The following is a 21,094-nucleotide window of genomic DNA, read 5'->3' as shown; positions in this document are numbered from 1 at the left end:
CGTTTCCAGGAGAAGACGAGGATGCCCAGTGAGTGACCAGACCGAACAGAAGCTCCGCGACTACCTCAACCGTGTGACGATCGACCTCCAGCAGACCCGGCGACGGCTGCGGGACGCCGAGGAGCGCAGCCGGGAACCCATCGCCGTCGTCGCGATGAGCTGCCACTTCCCCGGCGGGGTGCACAGCCCCGAGGACCTGTGGGAACTGGTGGCGGACGGCCGCGACACCTACGCGGGGATCCCCGCCGACCGGGGCTGGGACGCCGCCCGGCTGGCCGGCGACGGAGTACCCGTCACCGGGGCCTTCCTGGACGACGCCGGCGGCTTCGACCCGGACTTCTTCGGAATCTCGCCCCGTGAGGCGCTGGCCATGGACCCGCAGCAGCGGCTGATGCTCCAGGCCTGCTGGGAGGCCGTCGAACGGGGCGGCATCGACCCCGTCTCGCTGCGCGGCAGCCGTACCGGTGTGTTCGCCGCCTCCATCGACCAGGGCTACATGTCGCTGGCCGACGGCGCCCCCGAGGGCGTCCAGGGCTTCCTGATGACCGGCAACGCGATCAGCGTGATGTCCGGGCGCGTCTCCTACGTCATGGGGCTGGAGGGGCCGTCGGTCACCGTCGACACGGCCTGCTCCGCCTCGCTGGTCGCCCTGCACCTCGCGGCGCAGTCCCTGCGCAACGACGAGTGCTCGCTGGCCCTCGTCGGCGGCGTCAACGTGATGGCCCTGCCGGGCGCCTTCGTGGAGATCTCCCGCCAGGGCGGCCTCGCCGCCGACGGCCGCAGCAAGCCCTTCGCGGCGGCGGCCGACGGCACCGGCTGGGGCGAAGGCGTCGGCGTGCTCCTGGTGGAGCGGCTCTCCGACGCTCGAGCGGCCGGCCACCCGGTGCTCGCGGTGCTGCGCGGCAGCGCCATCAACCAGGACGGCGCCAGCAACGGCCTCACCGCGCCCAACGGCCCCTCCCAGCAGCGCGTCATCCGGGCCGCCCTCGCCGACGCCCAGCTCTCACCGGCCGAGGTCGACGTCGTCGAGGCGCACGGCACCGGCACCCGGCTCGGCGACCCCATCGAGGCCGACGCCCTGCTCGCCGCCTACGGCCAGGACCGCGCCGAGGACCAGCCGTTGTGGCTCGGCTCGATCAAGTCCAACATCGGCCACACCCAGGCCGCCGCGGGCCTGGCCGGTGTCATCAAGGTCGTCATGGCGATCCGGCAGGGCGTCCTTCCGCAGACCCTGCACGTCGACGCGCCGACCCCGCACGTGGACTGGAGCTCCGGCGGCGTACGGCTGCTCACCGAGCGCCTCGACTGGCCCGAGACCGGCCGGCCGCGCCGGGCGGGCGTCTCGTCGTTCGGCATGAGCGGCACCAACGCGCACGTCATCATCGAGCAGGCACCCGAGGCCGAGGAGCCCGACGCCGTCGAGCCGCAGGGCACGCCGGTCATGACCTCCCTGGCGACCGCGCCCTGGCTGCTCTCCGGCCGCAGCCCCGAGGCGTTGCGCGACCAGGCCGCCCGCCTCGCCTCCTGGCTCGCCGACCGCCCCGGCCTCCGCCCGGCCGACATCGGCCACTCCCTCGCGGCCTCCCGCTCGGACTTCGAGCACCGGGCCGTCGTCGTGGCCGACGGGTCCGACGGCTTCCTGCGCGGACTCGCGGCCGTCGCCGCAGGAGGCAGCGCCGCCGACACCGTCACCGGGCGCACCGGCGCGGGTGACGGCAAGACCGTGTTCGTCTTCCCCGGCCAGGGCTCCCAGTGGATGGGCATGGCACGTCAACTCCTCGACGAGTCACCGGTGTTCGCCGCCCGCATGGCCGAGTGCGAACAGGCCCTCGCCCCGCACCTGGACTGGTCGGTGTCGGCGGTGGTGCGCGCGGAGCCGGACGCCGCGCCGCTGGACCGCATCGACGTCGTGCAGCCCGTGCTGTTCGCCGTCATGGTCTCGCTCGCCGCGGTGTGGCAGTCGTACGGCGTCGAACCCGATGCCGTCGTGGGCCACTCCCAGGGCGAGATAGCCGCCGCGTACGTCGCCGGCGCCCTCACCCTCGAAGACGCCGCCCTCATCGTCGCCGTACGCAGCCGCGCCCAGCTGGAACTGTCCGGCACCGGCGGCATGGCCTCCGTGGCGCTGCCCGCGGACACCCTGCGGGAACGCCTGCGGGCCTGGGACGGCCGACTGTCGGTCGCCGCCGTCAACGGCCCGGCCTCCGCGGTCGTCTCCGGGGACCCCGAGGCCCTGGACGAGTTCCTCCAGCAGTGCGAGGAACGCGAGGTACGGGTACGGCGGGTCGCCGCCGATGTGGCGGGCCACTCCGCGCACATGGACCCGCTCGGCGACCGCATGCTCGACGCGCTCGCCCTCGTACGGCCGGCCCCCTCCGTGATCCCGTTCTGTTCCACGGTGACCGGCGGACCGCTCGACACGACCGGCCTGGACGCCGGTTACTGGTTCCGCAACATGCGGCAGACCGTCGAGTTCGACGCCGCCGTACGCGACCTCGTCGGACGCGGCCACCGCGTCTTCGTCGAGATCAGCCCGCACCCGGTCCTCGCCGTGCCGACGCAGGACATCCTCGACGACCTCGCCGATCCCGACACGGCGGTCCCGGCCCCGCCGAACCTGGTCACCGGCACCCTGCGCCGGGACGAGGGCGGCCTGCACCGGGTCCTCACCGCCCTCGCCCAGGTACATGTGCACGGCGTACGGGTGGACTGGGCGGCCGTGTTCGCCGCGCACCGGCCCGAGCAGGTCGCACTGCCGACGTACGCCTTCCAGAACCGCCGCTTCTGGCTGGAGCCGCAGACCAGGCCCGGCGCCGGCCCGGAGGTCACCGACCCGGCGGACGCCGCCTTCTGGGCCGCCGTCGAACGCGAGGACGTGGCCGCCGTCGCGGCCACGCTCGGTGTCGAGGCCGCCAGTTGGAGCGACGTGCTGCCCGCCCTCTCCACCTGGCGCCGCGGCCGCCGCGACCGCGCCGTCCTCGACGGCTGGCGCTACCACGTCGACTGGCAGCGGCTCACCGCCCGCACCGCCGGGCCGCTGCGGGGCCGCTGGCCGGTCCTCGTCCCGGACGGCCACGCCGGTGACGACACGGTCACCCGTGCCGTCGAGGCCCTACGCGAGCGCGGTGCCGACCCCGAACTCGTCGTCCTCGACCACACCTACACCGACCGGACAAGGCTCACCGACCGCCTGCGCGAGCTGCTGGCCGAAGCACCCGGCTCGTCCGACTCGCCCGCCACCTCCGGCACGGCAACCGCGCCGGCCGGAGTCCTCTCCCTGCTGGCCCTCGACGAGCGGCCCCACGACGGGCTGCCCGCCCTGCCCGTGGGACTGGCGCTCACCACCGCGCTCGTCCAGGCGTTGGACGACCTCGGCGTGCGGACCACGCTCTGGTGTGTCACCACCGGCGCCGTCCCGGTACGGCCCTCCGACCCGGTGCCCCATCCGGTCCAGGCCCTCACCTGGGGCTTCGGTCGCACGGCGGCGCTGGAACACCCGGGCCTGTGGGGCGGTCTGATCGACCTGCCGGAGCAGTGCGACGCACGCGCCGGACACCTGCTCGCCGACCTCCTGGCCGGGGCCGGCGACGAGGACCAGATCGCGATCCGGCCGTCCGGCGTCCACGCCCGCCGTCTGGTCCGCGCCACCCCCTCCGCCCCCGAGCCGTCTGCTCCGTGGCGGCCCTCCGGCACGGTCCTCGTCACCGGCGGCACGGGCGGGCTCGGCGCACACGCCGCCCGCTGGCTCGCCCACGGCGGCGCCGAGCACCTGGTCCTCGTCAGCCGCCGGGGTGCCGACGCCCCCGGCGCCGCCGAACTGGAGGCCGAACTCACCGCCCTGGGCACCGGGGTGACCCTGGCCGCCTGCGACATCACCGACCGCGAGGCGCTCGCCGCGCTCGTCGAGCGGGTCGCCGCCGACGGCCACCCCGTCCGCGCCGTCCTGCACACCGCGGCCGCCGCCCAGCTGGTCCCCGTACGCGACGAGAACCCGGCGAGCATGAACGCCACCCTGGCCGCGAAGGTCCAGGGCGCCGCCAACCTCGACGCCGTCCTCTCCGACACCGACCTCGACGCCTTCGTCCTGTACTCCTCCGTCTCCGGCGTGTGGGGCAGCGCCGACCACGCCGCCTACGCGGCCGGCAACGCCTACCTCGACGCCCTCGCCGCGAACCGCCGAGGCCGAGGCCTCGCCGCCACCTCCGTGGTCTGGGGCATCTGGAGCGCCGAGGGTGGCGGCCTCGCCACCAGCGACCTCGAACGCGCCCTGCTGGAACGCGGCATCCCTTTCATGGACCCGCGCCTGGCCATCACCGGACTCCAGCGCGTCCTGGACGACGACGAGACCGTCGTCGTGGTCGCCGACGTCGACTGGGCCCGCTTCGTGCCCGTGTTCACCTCCGTACGGCCCAGCCCGCTCATCGCCGGCCTCCCCGACGTCCGCGCCCTCGCCGAGGACCCGAGCGAAGCAGCCCCGGGCGACACCGACGACGCCTCCACCCTGCGCCGCAGCCTCGCCGGACTGCCCGAGCCCGAGGTGCGCCGCACCCTTCTGGAACTCGTCCGCACCAACGCCGCCGCCGTCCTGGGCCACGAGTCCGCCGACGCGGTGCTGCCCGACCGGGCCTTCCGCGAACTGGGCTTCGACTCGCTGATCGCCGTCGAGCTGCGCAACCGGCTCAACACGGTCACCGGCCTGCGGCTGCGCGCCACCGTCGTCTTCGACTACTCCTGCGCGGCCCTCCTCGCCGAGCACCTGCGCACCGAACTCCTCGGCGACACCGCCCCGTCGGCGGCCTTGACGGCCGTCGTCCCCGTCGCGGACCCCGACGAGCCCATCGCGATCGTCTCGATGAGCTGCCGCTTCCCCGGCGGCATCGACACCCCGGAGCGGCTGTGGCAGCTGCTCGCAGACGGCGGCGAGGTGCTGTCCGGCATGCCGGCCGACCGAGGCTGGCCCCTGGACCGCCTCTACCACCCCGACCCGGACCACCAGGGCACCTCGTACGTCCGGGAAGGCAGCTTCCTGCACGACGCGGGCGACTTCGACCCGGCCTTCTTCGGCATCTCGCCCCGCGAGGCCGTCGCCATGGACCCGCAGCAGCGGCTGCTCCTGGAAACCTCGTGGGAGGCCGTCGAACGGGCCGGCATCGACCCGACCTCCCTGCGCACCACCTCCACCGGTGTCTTCGCCGGCGTCAACTACCAGGACTACACCTCGCTCGCGGGCTCCTCGCCGGAGGGCGGCGAAGGGCACCTGGTCGCGGGCGGCGCCGCCAGCGTGGTCTCCGGGCGCGTGGCCTATACCTTCGGTCTGGAGGGCCCGGCGGTCACCGTCGACACGGCCTGTTCCTCCTCACTGGTCGCGATGCACCTCGCCGCCCAGGCCCTGCGCGGCGGCGACTGCTCGCTCGCCCTGGCCGGTGGCGTCGCCGTCATGGCGACCCCGGGTGTGTTCGTCGGCTTCTCCCGGCAGCGGGGCCTCGCCGCCGACGGCCGCTGCAAGGCCTTCGGCGCCTCCGCGGACGGCATGGGTCTCGCCGAGGGCGTCGGCGTGGTGCTCCTCGAACGCCTCTCGGACGCCCGCCGCAACGGCCACCCGGTGCTCGCCGTACTGCGGGGCAGCGCCGTCAACCAGGACGGCGCCAGCAACGGCCTGTCCGCCCCCAACGGCCTCGCCCAGCAGCGGGTCATCCGCCACGCCCTCAGCAACGCCGGCCTGACCGGCGCCGACATCGACGTCGTCGAGGCGCACGGCACGGGCACCACCCTCGGCGACCCCATCGAGGCCGACGCCCTGCTCGCCACCTACGGACAGGAACGACCGCACGGCCGCCCGCTGTGGCTCGGCGCGCTCAAGTCCAACATCGGCCACACCCAGGCCGCCTCCGGAGTCGCCGGAGTGATCAAGACGGTGCTCTCCCTGCGGCACGGTGTCCTCCCCCGCACCCTGCACGCCGAGGAGCCCTCCCCGCACGTCGACTGGGTCTCGGGCGAGGTCGAACTGCTCACCGAGGCACGCGACTGGCCGGAGACCGGGGCGCCCCGCCGGGCGGGCATCTCCTCCTTCGGCTTCAGCGGCACCAACGTCCACGCCATCCTCGAACAGGCCCCGCCCGCCCCCGAGGAAGCCGACCCGCAGCCCACGTCCGCCGCGCCCGTCCTGCCCTGGGTGCTCTCGGCCAAGTCACCGCAGGCCCTTGCACACCAGGCCCAGCGGCTGCGCGACCACCTCGCCCGGGGCGGCTCCCCCGACCCGCTGGACACCGGCTACTCCCTGGCGACCGGCCGCGCCCCCTTCGAACACCGTGCGGTGCTGTTCGGCACCGGGGGCGGCGCCCCGTCGGCCGCCCTCGACGGGCTGGCCGGCGGCGAGGACGTCCCTGGGCTGATCCGCGGCGCGGCCGACACCGACGGCCGGCGCGTCTTCGTCTTCCCCGGCCAGGGCGCCCAGTGGGCCGGCATGGCGGTCGAACTGCTGGACACCTCACCGGTGTTCGCCGCCTCCGTGGCCGCCTGCGAACAGGCCCTCACGCCGTACGTCGACTGGTCGCTCGACGCCGTGCTGCGCGGCGCCCCGGACACCCCGCCCTTCGAACGGGTCGACGTGGTCCAGCCCGCGCTGTGGGCCGTGATGGTGTCGCTGGCCGCCCTGTGGCGCTCCTGGGGCGTCGAGCCCGACGCCGTACTGGGTCACAGCCAGGGCGAGATCGCCGCCGCCGTGGTCGCCGGAGCCCTCTCCCTGGACGACGGCGCCAAGGTCGTGGCCCTGCGCAGCCGCGCGATCCTCTCCCTCGCCGGGCACGGCGGCATGGTCTCCGTGGCGGTCCCGCGCGAGCGCGCCGTCGAGCTGGTCGCCCGGTGGTCCGGGCGCCTCTCCGTCGCCGCCGTCAACGGACCGTCCGCGGTCGTCGTCTCCGGCGACGCGGAGGCGCTGGGCGAGCTGATCGCCGTCTGCGAGGAGGACGGCGTACGGGCCCGCACCATCGCCGTGGACTACGCCTCCCACTCCGCCCACGTCGAACGCATCCACGAGGAACTGCTCGTCGCGCTGGCCGGCATCGAGCCCGTCGCCGGACAGGTTCCGCTGTTCTCCACCCTCACCGGGGACTGGCTCGACACGACCGCGATGGACGCCGGGTACTGGTACCGGAACCTGCGCGAGACCGTCGAGTTCGACGGCGCCGTACGCGCCCTCGCCGAGCAGCGCCACCAGGTCTTCGTCGAGGTCTCACCGCACCCGGTGCTCACCATGTCCGTCCAGGACACCCTGGAGGACGCCGAGGCCCCGCAGACCGTGGTGACCGGCACACTCCGCCGCGACGAGGGCGGCCTCACCCGCGCGCTCACCTCGGCCGCCGAACTGTGGGTGCGTGGCGTACCCGTACTGTGGCCGGTCCTCTTCGAGGGCACCGGCGCCCGCCGCACCGACCTGCCCACCTACCCGTTCGAGCACAAGCGCTACTGGCTCCAGGGCGCCGAACCGACCGCACACACGGGCGCCGAGGACGAGGCGGACTCCGAGTTCTGGCGGATCGTCGAGCGCGGCGATGCCGCCGAGGCCGCGGGCGACCTGGCCGTGGACGCCGAGACGCTCGGCACGGTGCTGCCCGCCCTCAACGCCTGGCGCCGCAGGCAGCGCGAGAGTGCCGCCGTCGACACCTGGCGCTACCGCGTCGACTGGCAGCCGGTCCCCGGCCCGCCCGCCGCCGCCCTGTCCGGGATCTGGCTCGTCGTCCTGCCCGAAGGACACCAGGACGACCAGCTCGTACGGGACACCCTCCTGACCGTCGGTGAGGCCGGCGCCGAGGCCGTGACCGTGCTTCTCACGGACGCGGACGTCGACCGTGCCGCCCTCGCGGACCGGCTCGCCGCCGCCCTGGACGGCCGTACCCCGCAGGGCGTCCTGTCGCTGCTGGCGCTCGCCGGCCGCCCGCACCCCGACCACCCCGCGGTCTCGGCAGGCTCGGCGCTCACCCTCGTCCTCATCCAGGCGCTCGGCGACCTCGGTGTCGAGGCCCCCTTGTGGTGCGCGGGCCACGGCGCCGTCTCCACCGGCGACACCGACCCGCTCACCGCCCCCGACCAGGCACTGATCTGGGGCACCGGCATGGTCGCCGGCCTGGAACACCCCACCCGCTGGGGCGGCCTCATCGACCTCCCGCCGACCCTCGACTCCCGCTCCCGCGACCGGCTTCGCGGGGCCCTCTCCGGCGCAACCGGCGAGGACCAGCTCGCCGTCCGCGCCGCCGGACTGCTGGCCCGCCGTCTGGTCCGCGCCCCGCGTCGGCCCGGCCACCGGCCAGCCTGGAAGCCCCGCGGCACCGTCCTGGTCACCGGCGGCACCGGCGCCCTCGGACCGCACGTCGCGCGCTGGCTCGCCCGGGGCGGCGCCGAGCACCTCGTCCTCCCCGGACGGCGCGGCGCCGACGTACCCGGAGCGGACGAACTGCGCGCCGAACTCGCCGAGCTGGGGACCCGGTTGTCCCTGCCCGCCTGCGACGTCTCCGACCGCGAACAGGTCGCCGGGCTCCTCGCCGGACTCGACGAACAGGGCACGCCCGTCACCGCCGTGTTCCACGCCGCCGCCTACATCCAGCTCGCCTCCCTGGACGACACCCCGCTCGACGCCTTCGCCGAGGTCGTCGCCGCGAAGGCGGACGGGGCCCGGCACCTGGACGAACTGCTCGACCGGGAACTCGACGCCTTCGTCATGTTCTCCTCCATCGCCGGCGTCTGGGGCAGCAGCAACCACGCCGCCTACACCGCCGGCAACGCCTACCTCGACGCCCTCGCCGAAACCCGCAGGGCGCGGGGCCTGAGCGCCACCACCGTCGACTGGGGGGTCTGGTCGGCCGCCAACCCCTGGACCGTCCGTGACACCGTCGACGACTCCGACTTCTACCGCGTCCAGAAGCAGGGCCTGCCGCTCATCGAGCCCGACCTCGCGCTCGCCGGACTCCAGCAGGCACTCGACGACGACGAGACGGTCATCGCCCTCGCCAACGTCGACTGGGAGCAGTTCGCGGCGGTCTTCGGCTCCGTACGCCCCAGCCGGCTGCTCACCGGTGTACCGGAGGCCAGGCGCCAGCTGGAGGAAACCGCAGCGCTCGGCACGGACGCGACCCCGGCCGCCAATGTGCTGCGCGAGCGCCTGGACGGCCTGGCCGACGCCGAGCAGCGCCGCGTCACCCTGGACCTCGTACGCACCCACGCGGCGGCCGTCCTCGGACACGACTCCCCGCAGGAGCTGCGGCCCGGCAAGGCGTTCCAGGAACTCGGCTTCGACTCGCTCACCGCCGTCGAACTGCGCAACCGGCTGCGCACCGCCACCGGTCTGCGACTGCCCGCCACCCTCGTCTTCGACTATCCGTCAGCGGCCGTGCTCGCCGAGCACATCCGTGCCGAGGTACTCGGCGAGCGCCAGGCACCCGCCGACCGGGCGCCCGCGCCCGCCGGTACCGCGGCGGCCGACGAACCGATCGCGATCGTCGCGATGAGCTGCCGCTTCCCCGGCGGGGTGCACACCCCCGAACAACTGTGGCGGCTGCTGGAGGACGGCGGCGACGTCGTCTCGGAGTTCCCGACCGACCGCGGCTGGCCGCTGGAGTCCATGTTCGACCCCGACCCGGACCAGCCCGGCACCAGCTATGTGCGGCACGGCGGATTCCTCTACGACGCCGGCGAGTTCGACGCCGACTTCTTCGGCATCTCCCCGCGCGAGGCCGTCGCCATGGACCCGCAGCAGCGGCTGCTCCTGGAGACCTCGTGGGAGACCTTCGAACGCGCCGGCATCGACCCGGATCTCCTGCGCGGCAGCGACACCGGTGTCTTCACCGGCGTCAACTACCAGGACTACGGCGCCTCGGTCGCCCAGACCCAGGAGAACGAGGGCCACCTCCTCACCGGCAGCGCGGCCAGCGTGATCTCCGGCCGCATCTCCTACACCCTGGGCCTGGAGGGGCCGGCGGTCACCGTCGACACGGCCTGCTCCGCCTCCCTCGTCGCCGTGCACCTCGCGGCCCAGGCACTGCGCGCCGGCGACTGCTCGCTCGCCCTCGCGGGGGGTGTCGCGGTGATGTCCAGCCCGGGCGCCATCATCAGCTTCGCCCGCCAGCGCGGGCTGGCCGCCGACGGCCGCTGCAAGGCGTTCTCCGACGCCGCCGACGGCATGGGCATGGCCGAGGGCGTCGGTGTGATCCTGCTGGAGCGGCTCTCCGAGGCGCAGCGGCGCGGGCACCCCGTGCTGGCCGTGCTGCGCGGCAGCGCCGTCAACCAGGACGGCGCCAGCAACGGCCTCACCGCACCCAACGGCCCCTCCCAGCAGCGGGTCATCCGCTCCGCCCTCGCCAACGCCCGGCTCTCGGCGGCAGACGTCGACGTCGTCGAGGCTCATGGCACCGGCACCAGGCTCGGCGACCCCATCGAGGCCCAGGCCCTGATCGCCACGTACGGTCAGGAACGCGCCGACGGCCGCCCGCTGTTGATCGGCTCCCTCAAGTCCAACATCGGTCACACCCAGGCCGCCGCGGGCGTGGCCGGCGTCATCAAGACCGTCCTGGCCCTCCAGCACGGACAGGTGCCGCCCACCCTGCACGTCGACCGGCCCTCGACCCAGGTCGACTGGACGGCCGGCGCGGTCGACGTGGTCACCGACCCGACCCCGTGGCCGCGCACCGGCCGCCCGCGCCGCGCCGGGATCTCCGCGTTCGGCATGAGCGGCACCAATGTGCACGCGATCCTCGAAGAGGCCCCGGAGGAGGCCCGGCAGCAGGCCTCCGACGGGATGCCGGCCCTGCCCGTCGCCTGGCCGCTGTCCGCGAAGTCACCGGACGCGCTGCATGGCCAGGCCGCGCGCCTGACCACCCACCTGACCGAGGCGCCGGAGGACACACCCGCCGACATCGGCCGAACCCTGGCCACCCGTACGGCGTTCGAGCACCGCGCCGTCCTCGTCGGCGACAGCACCCGGCTCCCGGCCGCACTGACCGCGCTCACCGACGGAGGCACCGCCCCCGACCTCGTACGAGGGATCGCCGACACTGTCGGCCGTACCGTCTTCGTCTTCCCCGGCCAGGGCTCTCAATGGGCCGGTATGGCAAGGGAGTTGCTGGACGAGTCGCCGGTGTTCGCGGCCCGGATGGCGGAGTGCGAGCAGGCGCTCGCCCCCTTCGTGGACTGGTCGCTTCTCGATGCCGTGCGGTCGGGCAGTGCGTGGGACCGCGTGGATGTGGTGCAGCCCGCCCTGTTCGCCGTGATGGTGTCGCTGGCCGAGGTGTGGCGGTCGCTGGGCGTCGTACCGGACGCCGTCGTGGGCCACAGCCAGGGCGAGATCGCCGCCGCCGTTGTGGCGGGCGCGCTGTCCCTTCAGGACGGGGCCAAGGTCGTGGCCCTGCGCAGCCGGACCCTGGACGCGCTGGCCGGACGAGGCGGCATGGCCTCGCTGTCCCTCCCCGCGGACGAGACAGAGGCCGCCCTCGCCCCCTGGACGGGCGCCCTGTCGGTGGCGGCGCTGAACGGCCCCGCCACCACCGTCGTCGCGGGCGACTCCGAAGCCCTGACCGCCCTGCTCGCGGACTGCGAGGCCAAGGGCGTACGCGCCCGACGCATCGACGTCGACTACGCCTCGCACTCCGAGCACGTGGAGGAGATCCACGGCGTTCTCATGGACGCCCTCGCCGGCATCACACCCATGCCGGCGAAGGTTCCCCTGTACTCCACGGTCGAGGACGGCGGCTGGCTGGACACCACCGGCATGGACGCCGGTTACTGGTACCGCAACCTGCGCCGGACCGTCGGCTTCGACCCCGCCGTCCGCGCCCTGGCCGCCGAAGGGTTCACCTCCTTCGTCGAGGTCAGCCCGCACCCCGTGCTCACCATGGCCGTCGAGGAGACCGCCGAGACCGCCGGACACGAGACCGTCGTCCTCGGCACCCTGCGCCGCGACGAGGGCGGACTACGACGCGTCCTGCTGTCGGCGGCCGAACTGTGGGTGCGCGGGGGAGTGGTCGACTGGACCGCCGCGTTCCCCGGCGAGAACACGGCCCAGCTGCCGACGTACGCCTTCCAGCGGCGCCGCTACTGGATCCAGCCGCCCGCCGCGACACCCCGTGGGCCCGGCGCCACCGGTCATCCGCTGCTCGCCGCGGCCGTCGAGGTCGCCGACACCGGGGACCTCGTGCTCACCGGCAGCGCGTCGACCCGCACCCACCCCTGGCTCGCGGACCACGCGGTCTCCGGCGTGGTCCTGCTGCCCGGCACCGGCTTCGTCGAACTGGCCGTCCGCGCCGGCGACGAGGCGGACTGCCCCCTGGTGGAGGAACTCACCCTCCAGGCGCCGCTGGTGTTCGACCGGGACGCCGCCGTCCAGCTCCAGGTGCGCGTCGGCGCGCCCGACGACACCGGGCGGCGCACCCTCGGCGTGTTCTCCCGCGCCGAGGACGGCAACGGCACCCCGTGGACCGGCCACGCCACCGGCGTCCTCGCCCCCGCCCGGGCCGATGACCCGACGGCCCACCCGTACGACGTGGCCTGGCCGCCCGCCGGGGCGGAACCCGTGCCTGTCGACGGCCTCTACGAGCGGTTCGCGGACGCCGGCTACGGCTACGGGCCCGCCTTCCACGGCCTGCACGCCGCCTGGCGCCTCGGCCAGGACGTCTACGTGGAGGTACGGCTCCCCGGGGACCAGCACACCGGGGCCGCAGGCTTCGGTCTGCACCCCGCGTTGCTGGACGCCGCCCTGCACGGCCTGTGGCTCGCCACCCCGGACGGCGCCGAACAGAGCGACGAGCCCGGCACCGCCCGGCTGCCCTTCTCCTGGGAAGGCGTCCGCCTGCACGCCTCCGGAGCGACCGAACTGCGCGTACGGCTGAGCTACGACGACACCGGCTCGGTCGCTCTGTCCGCCGCCGACCCGGCCGGCCGGCCGGTCGCCGACGTCGCCGCGCTCGCCATCCGCCCGATCGCCGTGGACGCCCTGCGCGGCGCCGCGGCCCAGAGCCGCGACTCGCTGTTCCGGCTCGACTGGACCGCCCTGCCCGCCACCACCGAGCCGCCCGTCGGCCGATGGGCGGCGCTCGGCGCGGGTGAACTGCTGTCCGACACCCACCAGGACCTCGACGCGCTCACCGCCGCCGTGGAGTCGGGCACCACCGTGCCCGACGTGGTCGTCACGGCCTGCCCGCCCGGCGGGAACAGCGCGGACGCGGCCCGCACCGCGCTCGCCGACACCCTGCGCCTGCTCCAGACCTGGCTGGCCGACGACCGCTGGGCCGACACCCGGCTGGTCCTGATCACCCGGGGCGGTGTCGCCACCGCACCCGGCGAGGACATCGGCGACCTGGCCGCCGCCGCCGTATGGGGGATGGTGCGCTCGGCGCAGTCCGAACACCCCGACCGGTTCGTCCTGGTCGACGCCGAGGAACCGGCCGACGCGCTCAGGGCCCTGCCCGCCGCCCTCGCCGCCGCGGAACCCCAACTTGCGGTACGGGACGGGCGTACGCTCGCGCCCCGCCTGACCAGGACCCCGGTCGCGGACACCGACGGCGCCGCCGTGAAGCCCTGGGACCCCGAGGGCACGGTGCTCGTCACCGGCGCCTTCGGCGTCCTCGGCGGCCTGGTGGCCCGTCACCTGATCACCCGGCACGGGGTACGTCACCTGCTGCTGACCGGGCGGCGCGGCGCCGACACCCCCGAGGCGACCGCCCTGGTCGACGAACTCACCGCCCTGGGCGCCCGGGTGGAGGCCGCGGCCTGCGACACCGCCGACCGCGACGCCGTGGCGGCACTGCTCGCCGGTGTCCCCGACGCCCACCCGCTCACCGCGGTGATCCACTCGGCCGGCACCCTGGACGACGGAGTCATCGGTTCGCTCACCCCCGAGCGCATCGACCACGTCCTGCGCCCCAAAGCGGACGCCGCGCTCAACCTGCACGAACTGACCCGCGACCTGCCGCTGTCCGCCTTCGTACTCTTCTCGTCCGCCGCCGGCACCGTCGGCAGCTCCGGCCAGGGCAACTACGCGGCGGCCAACGCCTTCCTGGACGCCCTGGCCCAGCACCGGCGTGCCCAGGGCCTGCCGGGCCAGTCGCTCGCCTGGGGCATGTGGGCCGAGCGCTCCACCCTGACCGGCACCCTCGACGAGGTCGACCTGCGGCGCATCTCCCGCGGCGGCGTGGGGGCACTCACCTCCGACGAGGGACTCGCCCTGTTCGACACCGCCCTCGAACGGGACGACGCGGTACTGGTGCCGGTCCGGCTCGACCTGGCTCGGATGCGCGCCAGGGCGGGCGTCGCCGCCGTACCCGCCCTCTTCCGGACACTGATACGCGGCGCCGTACGCCGGACGGCGGCCACCGGCGGCGGCCAGGACGGCGCGGACGCGCTGCGCGGGCGGCTGGCCGGGCTGGCCGCCGACGACGCCCACGCCGTGCTCGCCGACCTGGTGTGCGCGCACGCCGCCGACGTGCTCGGCCACGCGGGGGCCTCGGCGGTCGACCCCGAACGCGCCTTCCGGCAGCTCGGCTTCGACTCCCTGACCGCGGTGGAACTGCGCAACCGCCTCAACGCGGCGACCGGTCTACGGCTCCCCGCGACCCTGGTGTTCGACTACCCGAGCCCGGCCGCCGTCGCCGCGTACTGCGCCGAACGCCTCGCCCCGGCCGGCGCCCCGCAGGCCCCGGCACCGACCCTGGCCGACGACGAGATCACCCGCGCCCTGTCCACGATCCCGCTGGACAAGCTGCGCGGCTCCGGACTGCTGGACGCACTGCTGAAGCTGGCCGGACCGGACCCGGAGAGCAGCGCACCGGGGTCGTCCGAACGGGCGGCCGGAATCCAGGAGATGGACGTGGACGACCTCGTACGGCTGGCGCTGGGGAGCGAGAGTGCCTGACCGCGTACCGGCCCGGAACGGGATGTGAGGAGAGAGATGTCCACGCACAAGGTGGTCGAGGCACTGCGCGCCTCCCTGCTGGAGAACGAGCGGCTGCGCGGGGAGAACGTGCGGCTCCGCGACGAGTCCCGGGAACCGGTGGCCATCGTCGCGATGAGCTGCCGCTACCCCGGCGGGGTCCGCACCCCGGAGGACCTGTGGAGGCTGCTGGCCGAGGAACGCGACGCCGTCAGCGAGTTCCCCGCCGACCGGGGCTGGGACGTCGCCGACCTGTACGACCCCGACCCGGACACCCCGGGCACCTCCTACACCCGGGAGGGCGGCTTCCTGCACGACGCCTGCGGCTTCGACGCCGGCTTCTTCGGCATCTCGCCGCGTGAGGCGCTGGCCATGGACCCGCAGCAGCGGCTGCTCCTGGAGACGTGCTGGGAGGCCGTCGAACGCGGCGGCATCGACCCGCTGTCCCTGCGCGGCACCCGCACCGGCGTGTACGCGGGCGTCATGTACAACGAGTACGGCGCCCGGCTGGGCCGGATACCGCAGGACGTCGAGGCGTTCATCGGCACCGGCACCGTACCCAGCGTGGTCACCGGCCGGATCGCCTACACCCTCGGCCTGGAGGGCCCGGCCGTCACGATCGACACCGCGTGCTCGTCGTCACTGGTCGCCCTCCACCTGGCCTGCCAGGCGCTGCGGGCGGGGGAGATCACCCTCGCCCTGGCGGGGGGCGTCACGGTGATGTCCACACCGAGCCTGTACGTCGGGTTCAGCCGCCAGCGCGGTCTCGCGCCCGACGGCCGCAGCAAGTCGTTCGCCGCCGCCGCCGACGGAGCCGGGTTCGGCGAGGGGGTCGGCGTCCTGCTCCTGGAACGGCTGTCGGACGCCCGGCGCAACGGCCACCCCGTGCTCGCCCTGGTCCGCGGTTCGGCGGTCAACCAGGACGGCGCCAGCAACGGCATGACCGCGCCCAACGGGCCCTCCCAGCAGCGGGTGATCCAGCAGGCGCTGGCCGCCGCGGGCCTCTCGCCCGCCGAGGTCGACGCGGTGGAGGCGCACGGCACGGGCACCCGCCTCGGCGACCCCATCGAGGCGCAGGCACTGCTCGCCACCTACGGCCAAAGCCGCCCGGCGGACCGGCCGCTGCTGCTCGGCTCGCTCAAGTCCAACCTGACCCACACCCAGGCCGCCGCCGGGGTCGGCGGCATCATGAAGATGGTGCTCGCGATGCGCCACGGCCTGCTGCCCCGCACTCTGCACATCGACCGGCCCAACCCCCAGGTGGACTGGACCGAGGGCGACATCGCCCTGCTCACCACCGCCACCCCCTGGCCGGACAACGACCACCCGCGCCGCGCCGGCGTCTCCTCCTTCGGCGCCAGCGGCACCAACGCCCACACGGTTCTGGAGGCGCCGCCCGCCGAACCGGAGACACCCGCGGACCGCGAGGGCACGGCCCCCGCCCCCCTCGCCTGGCTGCTCTCGGCCAAGGGAGAGACGGCGCTGCGCGCCCAGGCCGCCGCCCTGCACGCCCATCTCACCGACGACCCGCGGGCGCGTCCCCTGGACGTCGGGTTCTCGCTGGCCACCGGCAGGTCCCGCTTCGCGGACCGCGCCGTCGTCGTCGGCGACGACCGCCCCGCCCTGCTGTCAGGCTTGGCCAAGCTGGCCGCCGGACGGCCCCATCCGGCGGTCGTCACCGCCCGCGCCCGGCCCGGACGCAAGGCCGTCTTCGTCTTCCCCGGCCTCGGCTCCCAGTGGCCCGGCATGGCCGCGCGACTCCTGGACGAGTCACCGGAGTTCGCCGCCCGGATCGCGGAGTGCGAACAGGCGCTCGCCCCCTACCTCGACTGGCCGGTCACCGCGGTGATGCGCGGCGCGCCGGAGGCACCGGGCCTGGACCGGGTGGACGTCCTGCAGCCCGTCCTGTTCTCCGTGATGGTGTCGCTGGCGGCGCTCTGGCGGTCGTACGGGGTCGAACCGGCCGCGGTCGTCGGCCACAGCCAGGGCGAGGTCGCCGCCGCCTGCGTGGCGGGCGCCCTCAGCCTGGAGGACGCGGCCCGGGTGGTGGCGCTGCGCAGCCGGGCGCTGGCCGGCCTCGCCGGAGGCGGCGGCATGGCCACCGTGGTGCTTTCCCAGGCCGAACTCGCCCCCTACCTGGAACGCCACCCGGGCAAGGTGACGGTCGCCGCCGTCAACGGCCCGCGCGTGCTGGTGGTGGCCGGACCGGGCGACGAGGTCGGTGCCCTCGTGGACGAACTCGCCGCCGAGGGCGTCATGGCCTGGCGCATCCCCGTGGACTACGCCTCGCACTCCGACGACGTCAGCACCGTACGGGACCGACTGGGCGAGGACCTGGCCGGTCTCACCCCCGGCGCCCCCGCCGTACCCCTCATGTCCACGGTGGACGCCGACTGGATCGGCGCCGGTGACCTCAACCACGACTACTGGTACCGCAACCTCCGCGGCACCGTCCGCTTCCACGACGCGATCCGGCTGCTCCTCGACGCCGGGCATCGCACCTTCGTCGAGGTCAGCCCGCACCCGCTGCTCACCTACGGCATCGGTGACACCGCCGCCGACGCCGGCGCGGACGACGCCGTGGTGGTGGGCACCCTGCGCCGCGACGAGGGAGGTCTGAACCGGATGCTGCTGGCACTCGGCGAGGCGCACGCGAACGGCGTGAGTGTCGACTGGCGGCGCGCGTTCGACGGCACCGGGGCGCGCCGCACCGACCTGCCGACGTACGCCTTCCAGCGCACGCACTACTGGCTCGACGTGCCCACGCACGCCGGGGATCCCGAGTCGGCGGGCCAGACGGAGACCGGACATCCGCTCCTGACCGCCGCCGTGGACCTCCCGGACGGCGACGGTGTCCTGTTCACCGGGCGTCTTTCGACGCGCACCCATCCATGGCTCGCGGACCACGCGGTCTCCGGCACGGTGCTGCTGCCCGGTGTCGCCTTCGTGGAGATGGCCGCCCACGCCGCCGCCCATGTCGGCTGCACGACGGTGGAGGAACTCACCCTGGCCGCACCCCTGGTGCTCGCCCCCGACGAGGCCCGGCGGCTGCGGCTGACCGTGGACGCGCCAGACCCCGACGGCCGCCGGACCGTGGCGCTGTACTCCCGCCCCGACGACCCCGAATCCGCCGAACCCTGGGTACGTCATGCGGCGGGCACCCTCGCCGAGACCCCCCTGCCCGCGCCCGGTGACCCCGGGCGATGGCCGCCCGGCGACGGCGCCCGGCAACTGGACCTCGACAGCCTGTACGCGGACTTCGAGGCGGCCGGGGTCCACTACGGCCCCCTCTTCCAGGGCCTGCGCGCCGCCTGGCGCAGCGGCGACGAGATCCACGCCGAGGTGGCCCTGCCGGAGTCGGCGCCGGGCAACCGCGAGAGCGGCTTCGCCGTCCACCCGGCCCTGCTCGACGCCGCGCTGCAGACGGTCGCCCTGCGCCCCGACGGCACCGACACCGGTGGTACGGGAGGCGTGCCGCTGCCGTTCTCCTGGCACGACGTCACCCTCGCCCCGGCGGCCGACCCGGTCCTGCGGGTCGTGCTCGGGCCCGCGGAGCAGGGCGGCGACGCGGTGTCGGTGCGGGTCACCGACCGCACCGGACGCCCGGTGGTCACGGTCGGCGCCCTGACCTTGCGGGCGGCGGCGGGCGCCCCCGTGGCGGCCGAGCGGTCACTGTTCCGCCTCGACTGGACGCCGCTGCCCGCCACCGAGCCGTCCACCGGCACCCGGGCCGCCACACTCGGCGTGTCCGACGGCGAGCTGCTGCCGGCCGGTTTCCGGGCCGACCGGTGCCCCGACCTCGCCGACGTGCCCACCACGTCCGACATGGTGCTGGCCCTGTGCCCGCCCGCCGCGATCCCGGGCCCCGAGGGGGCCCGGACCGCCGTAGGCGCGGTACTGGCCCTGCTGCAACGCTGGCTGGCGGCACCCGAGTTCACCGACACCCCGCTGGTGGTGCTCACCCGTGGCGCCGTCGACCTCGACGGCACGGAGACGGACCTCGCGGGCGCCGCCGTCTGGGGACTGCTGCGCACCGCCCAACTGGAGCACCCCGGCCGCTTCGTGCTGCTGGACACCGACGGCGGCGATGGCCTCGAAGCCGCCCTCGCCACCGCCCTGGCCGAGGGCGAACCCCAACTGGCCCTGCGTGACGGCTCCTTGTACGCCCCCCGTCTGGTCCGTCCGCCCGCCGCCGACCGGGCCCCGGCGTTCGACCCTGACGGCACCGTCCTGATCACCGGCGGCGCGGGCACCCTCGGCGGACTGGTGGCCCGGCACCTGGTCACCTCCCACGGTGTACGGCACCTGCTGCTGCTCGGCCGCCGGGGCACCGCGACCGAGGGCATCGCGGAACTCACCGGCGAACTGGGCGCCGCCGGAGCCGAGGTCACCGTCGCGGCCTGTGACGTGGCCGACCGGGAGGCACTGGCCGGCGTGATCGCGGCGATCCCCCCGGAGCACCCGCTGCGTGCCGTGGTGCACACGGCCGGCGTACTGGACGACGGCACGCTGGAGGCGCTCACCCCCGAGCGCCTGGCGGCCGTGCTGCGCCCCAAGGCCGACGGCGCCTGGAATCTGCACGAGCTGACCCGGGACCACGACCTGACGGCTTTCGTCCTGTTCTCCTCCTCCGCCGGTGTCTTCGGCAGCCCCGGCCAGTCCGCCTACGCGGCCGCCAACGCCTTCACCGACGCCCTGGCCGCCGCCCGCCACCGGGCGGGACTGCCCGGCACCTCCCTCGCCTGGGGCCTGTGGGAGCGGCGCACCGCCCTCACCGCCGCCCTCAGCGACACGGACCTGCGGCGGATGGCACGCGGCGGGGTGCGCGCGCTGCCCACCGAGGAGGGCCTGGCACTGTTCGACGCGGCGCTGGCGGGCGACGACCCCGTACTCGCACCGGTGGGCCTGGACCTGCGGGCCCAGCGCGGTGGCGGCCCTGTGCCGCACCTGCTGCGCTCACTGATCCGGACCCCCGCGGCCCGTCGCCGTGGCCCGGACCCCGACGCGTCGCTGCTGCCCCGGCTGGCCGCCGCACCGGAGGCGGAGCAGGACGAGATCCTGCTGCGGCTGGTGCGGACGCACGCGGCCGAGGTGCTCGGCCACGCCGACCCGGACGCGCTGTCCCCGGGCGACGCCTTCCTGGAGGCCGGCTTCGACTCGCTGACCGCCGTCGAACTGCGCAACCGCCTCGCGGCCGGCCTCGGCCTGCGGCTGCGCCCCACCGCCGTACTCGACTCCGCGACCCCCGCCCGGCTGGCCGAGCACCTGCGGGCGGAACTCGCCCGGAGTTCCACGCCGGAAGCCGAGCAGCCGGCCGGTGAACCACAGCACGACCCGGTCAGCGCTCTGTTCCGACAGGCGTGCGAGGCGGGCCAAATCCACGCCGGCATCCAGATCCTCCAGCAGGCCGCGAAACTGCGCCCCGACTTCGGTTCCGGGGCCGACCTGCCGCGCTCACCCGGCCGGCGACCGGAGCTGCTACGGCTCCACGTCCGGGACGACGCACCGGAACTGGTCTGCTTCGCCTCCGTGGTGGCGCTCGGCGGAGCCCACCAGTACAGCCGCTTCGCGTCCGCCTTCCAGGGCCGGTACGGCGTCAGCGCGCTGGACGCGCCGGGCTTCGCCCCCGACGAGCCGCTGCCCGCCGACATGTCCGCGCTGCTGGACTTCCAGACCGAGGTCCTCCAGCGGCGCCTCGGCGACCGCCCGAAAGTACTGCTCGGCTCCTCGTCGGGCGGCACCCTCGCCCACGCCGCCGCCGCCCGCCTCGAAGCCCTCGGAGCCGGCCCGGTCGCGGTCGTGCTGCTGGACACCTATCTGTCCGACGACCAGGCCATGACCCAGTTCGACGACGTGCTGGTCAGCGGCATGTTCGAACGAGAGGACCGGGCCGCCCCCATGGACGGCACCCGGCTGACCGCGATGGGCCGCTACTTCCAGCTCCTCGACGACTGGGCGCCGCCCCCCGTCAAAGCGCCCGTCCTGCTCGTCCGCGCCTCACGACCGCTGGCGGAACCGGCACCGGACAGCGACATCGACTGGCGGGCCTCATGGCAGTCCGCACATTCCGTCCTGGACGTACCCGGAAATCACTGGTCGATGATGGAACAGCATCTGCGGACGACGGTCGAAGCCGTCACCGGATGGCTCGAGTCGACAGTTCCCGAATTCATCAGGAAATGA

Annotated in this window: 2 protein-coding genes; both read left to right on the top strand. The window is 74.9% G+C overall.

What is annotated here, in order from left to right:
• Positions 1 to 28 precede the first annotated feature (28 nt).
• Positions 29 to 14,893, top strand: a complete 14,865-nt coding sequence (locus tag QA861_RS24680; protein ID WP_334590762.1) for a type I polyketide synthase — start codon at positions 29 to 31, stop codon at positions 14,891 to 14,893.
• A 36-nt stretch (positions 14,894 to 14,929) separates the two neighbouring features.
• Positions 14,930 to 21,094, top strand: coding sequence for a type I polyketide synthase (locus QA861_RS24675; protein ID WP_334590761.1), 6,165 nt, complete (start codon positions 14,930 to 14,932; stop codon positions 21,092 to 21,094).

The sequence above is a fragment of the Streptomyces sp. B21-083 genome (genome assembly GCF_036898825.1).
Lineage (GTDB): Bacteria > Actinomycetota > Actinomycetes > Streptomycetales > Streptomycetaceae > Streptomyces.
The sequence above is the reverse complement of the archived record's forward strand: the minus strand, read 5'-3'. Positions and strand labels throughout refer to the sequence as shown.

What these genes read in the sequence shown, in the direction of transcription:
- QA861_RS24675 (WP_334590761.1), top strand. Translation starts at nt 14,930, where the DNA reads ATGTCCACGCACAAGGTGGTCGAGGCACTGCGCGCCTCCCTGCTGGAG.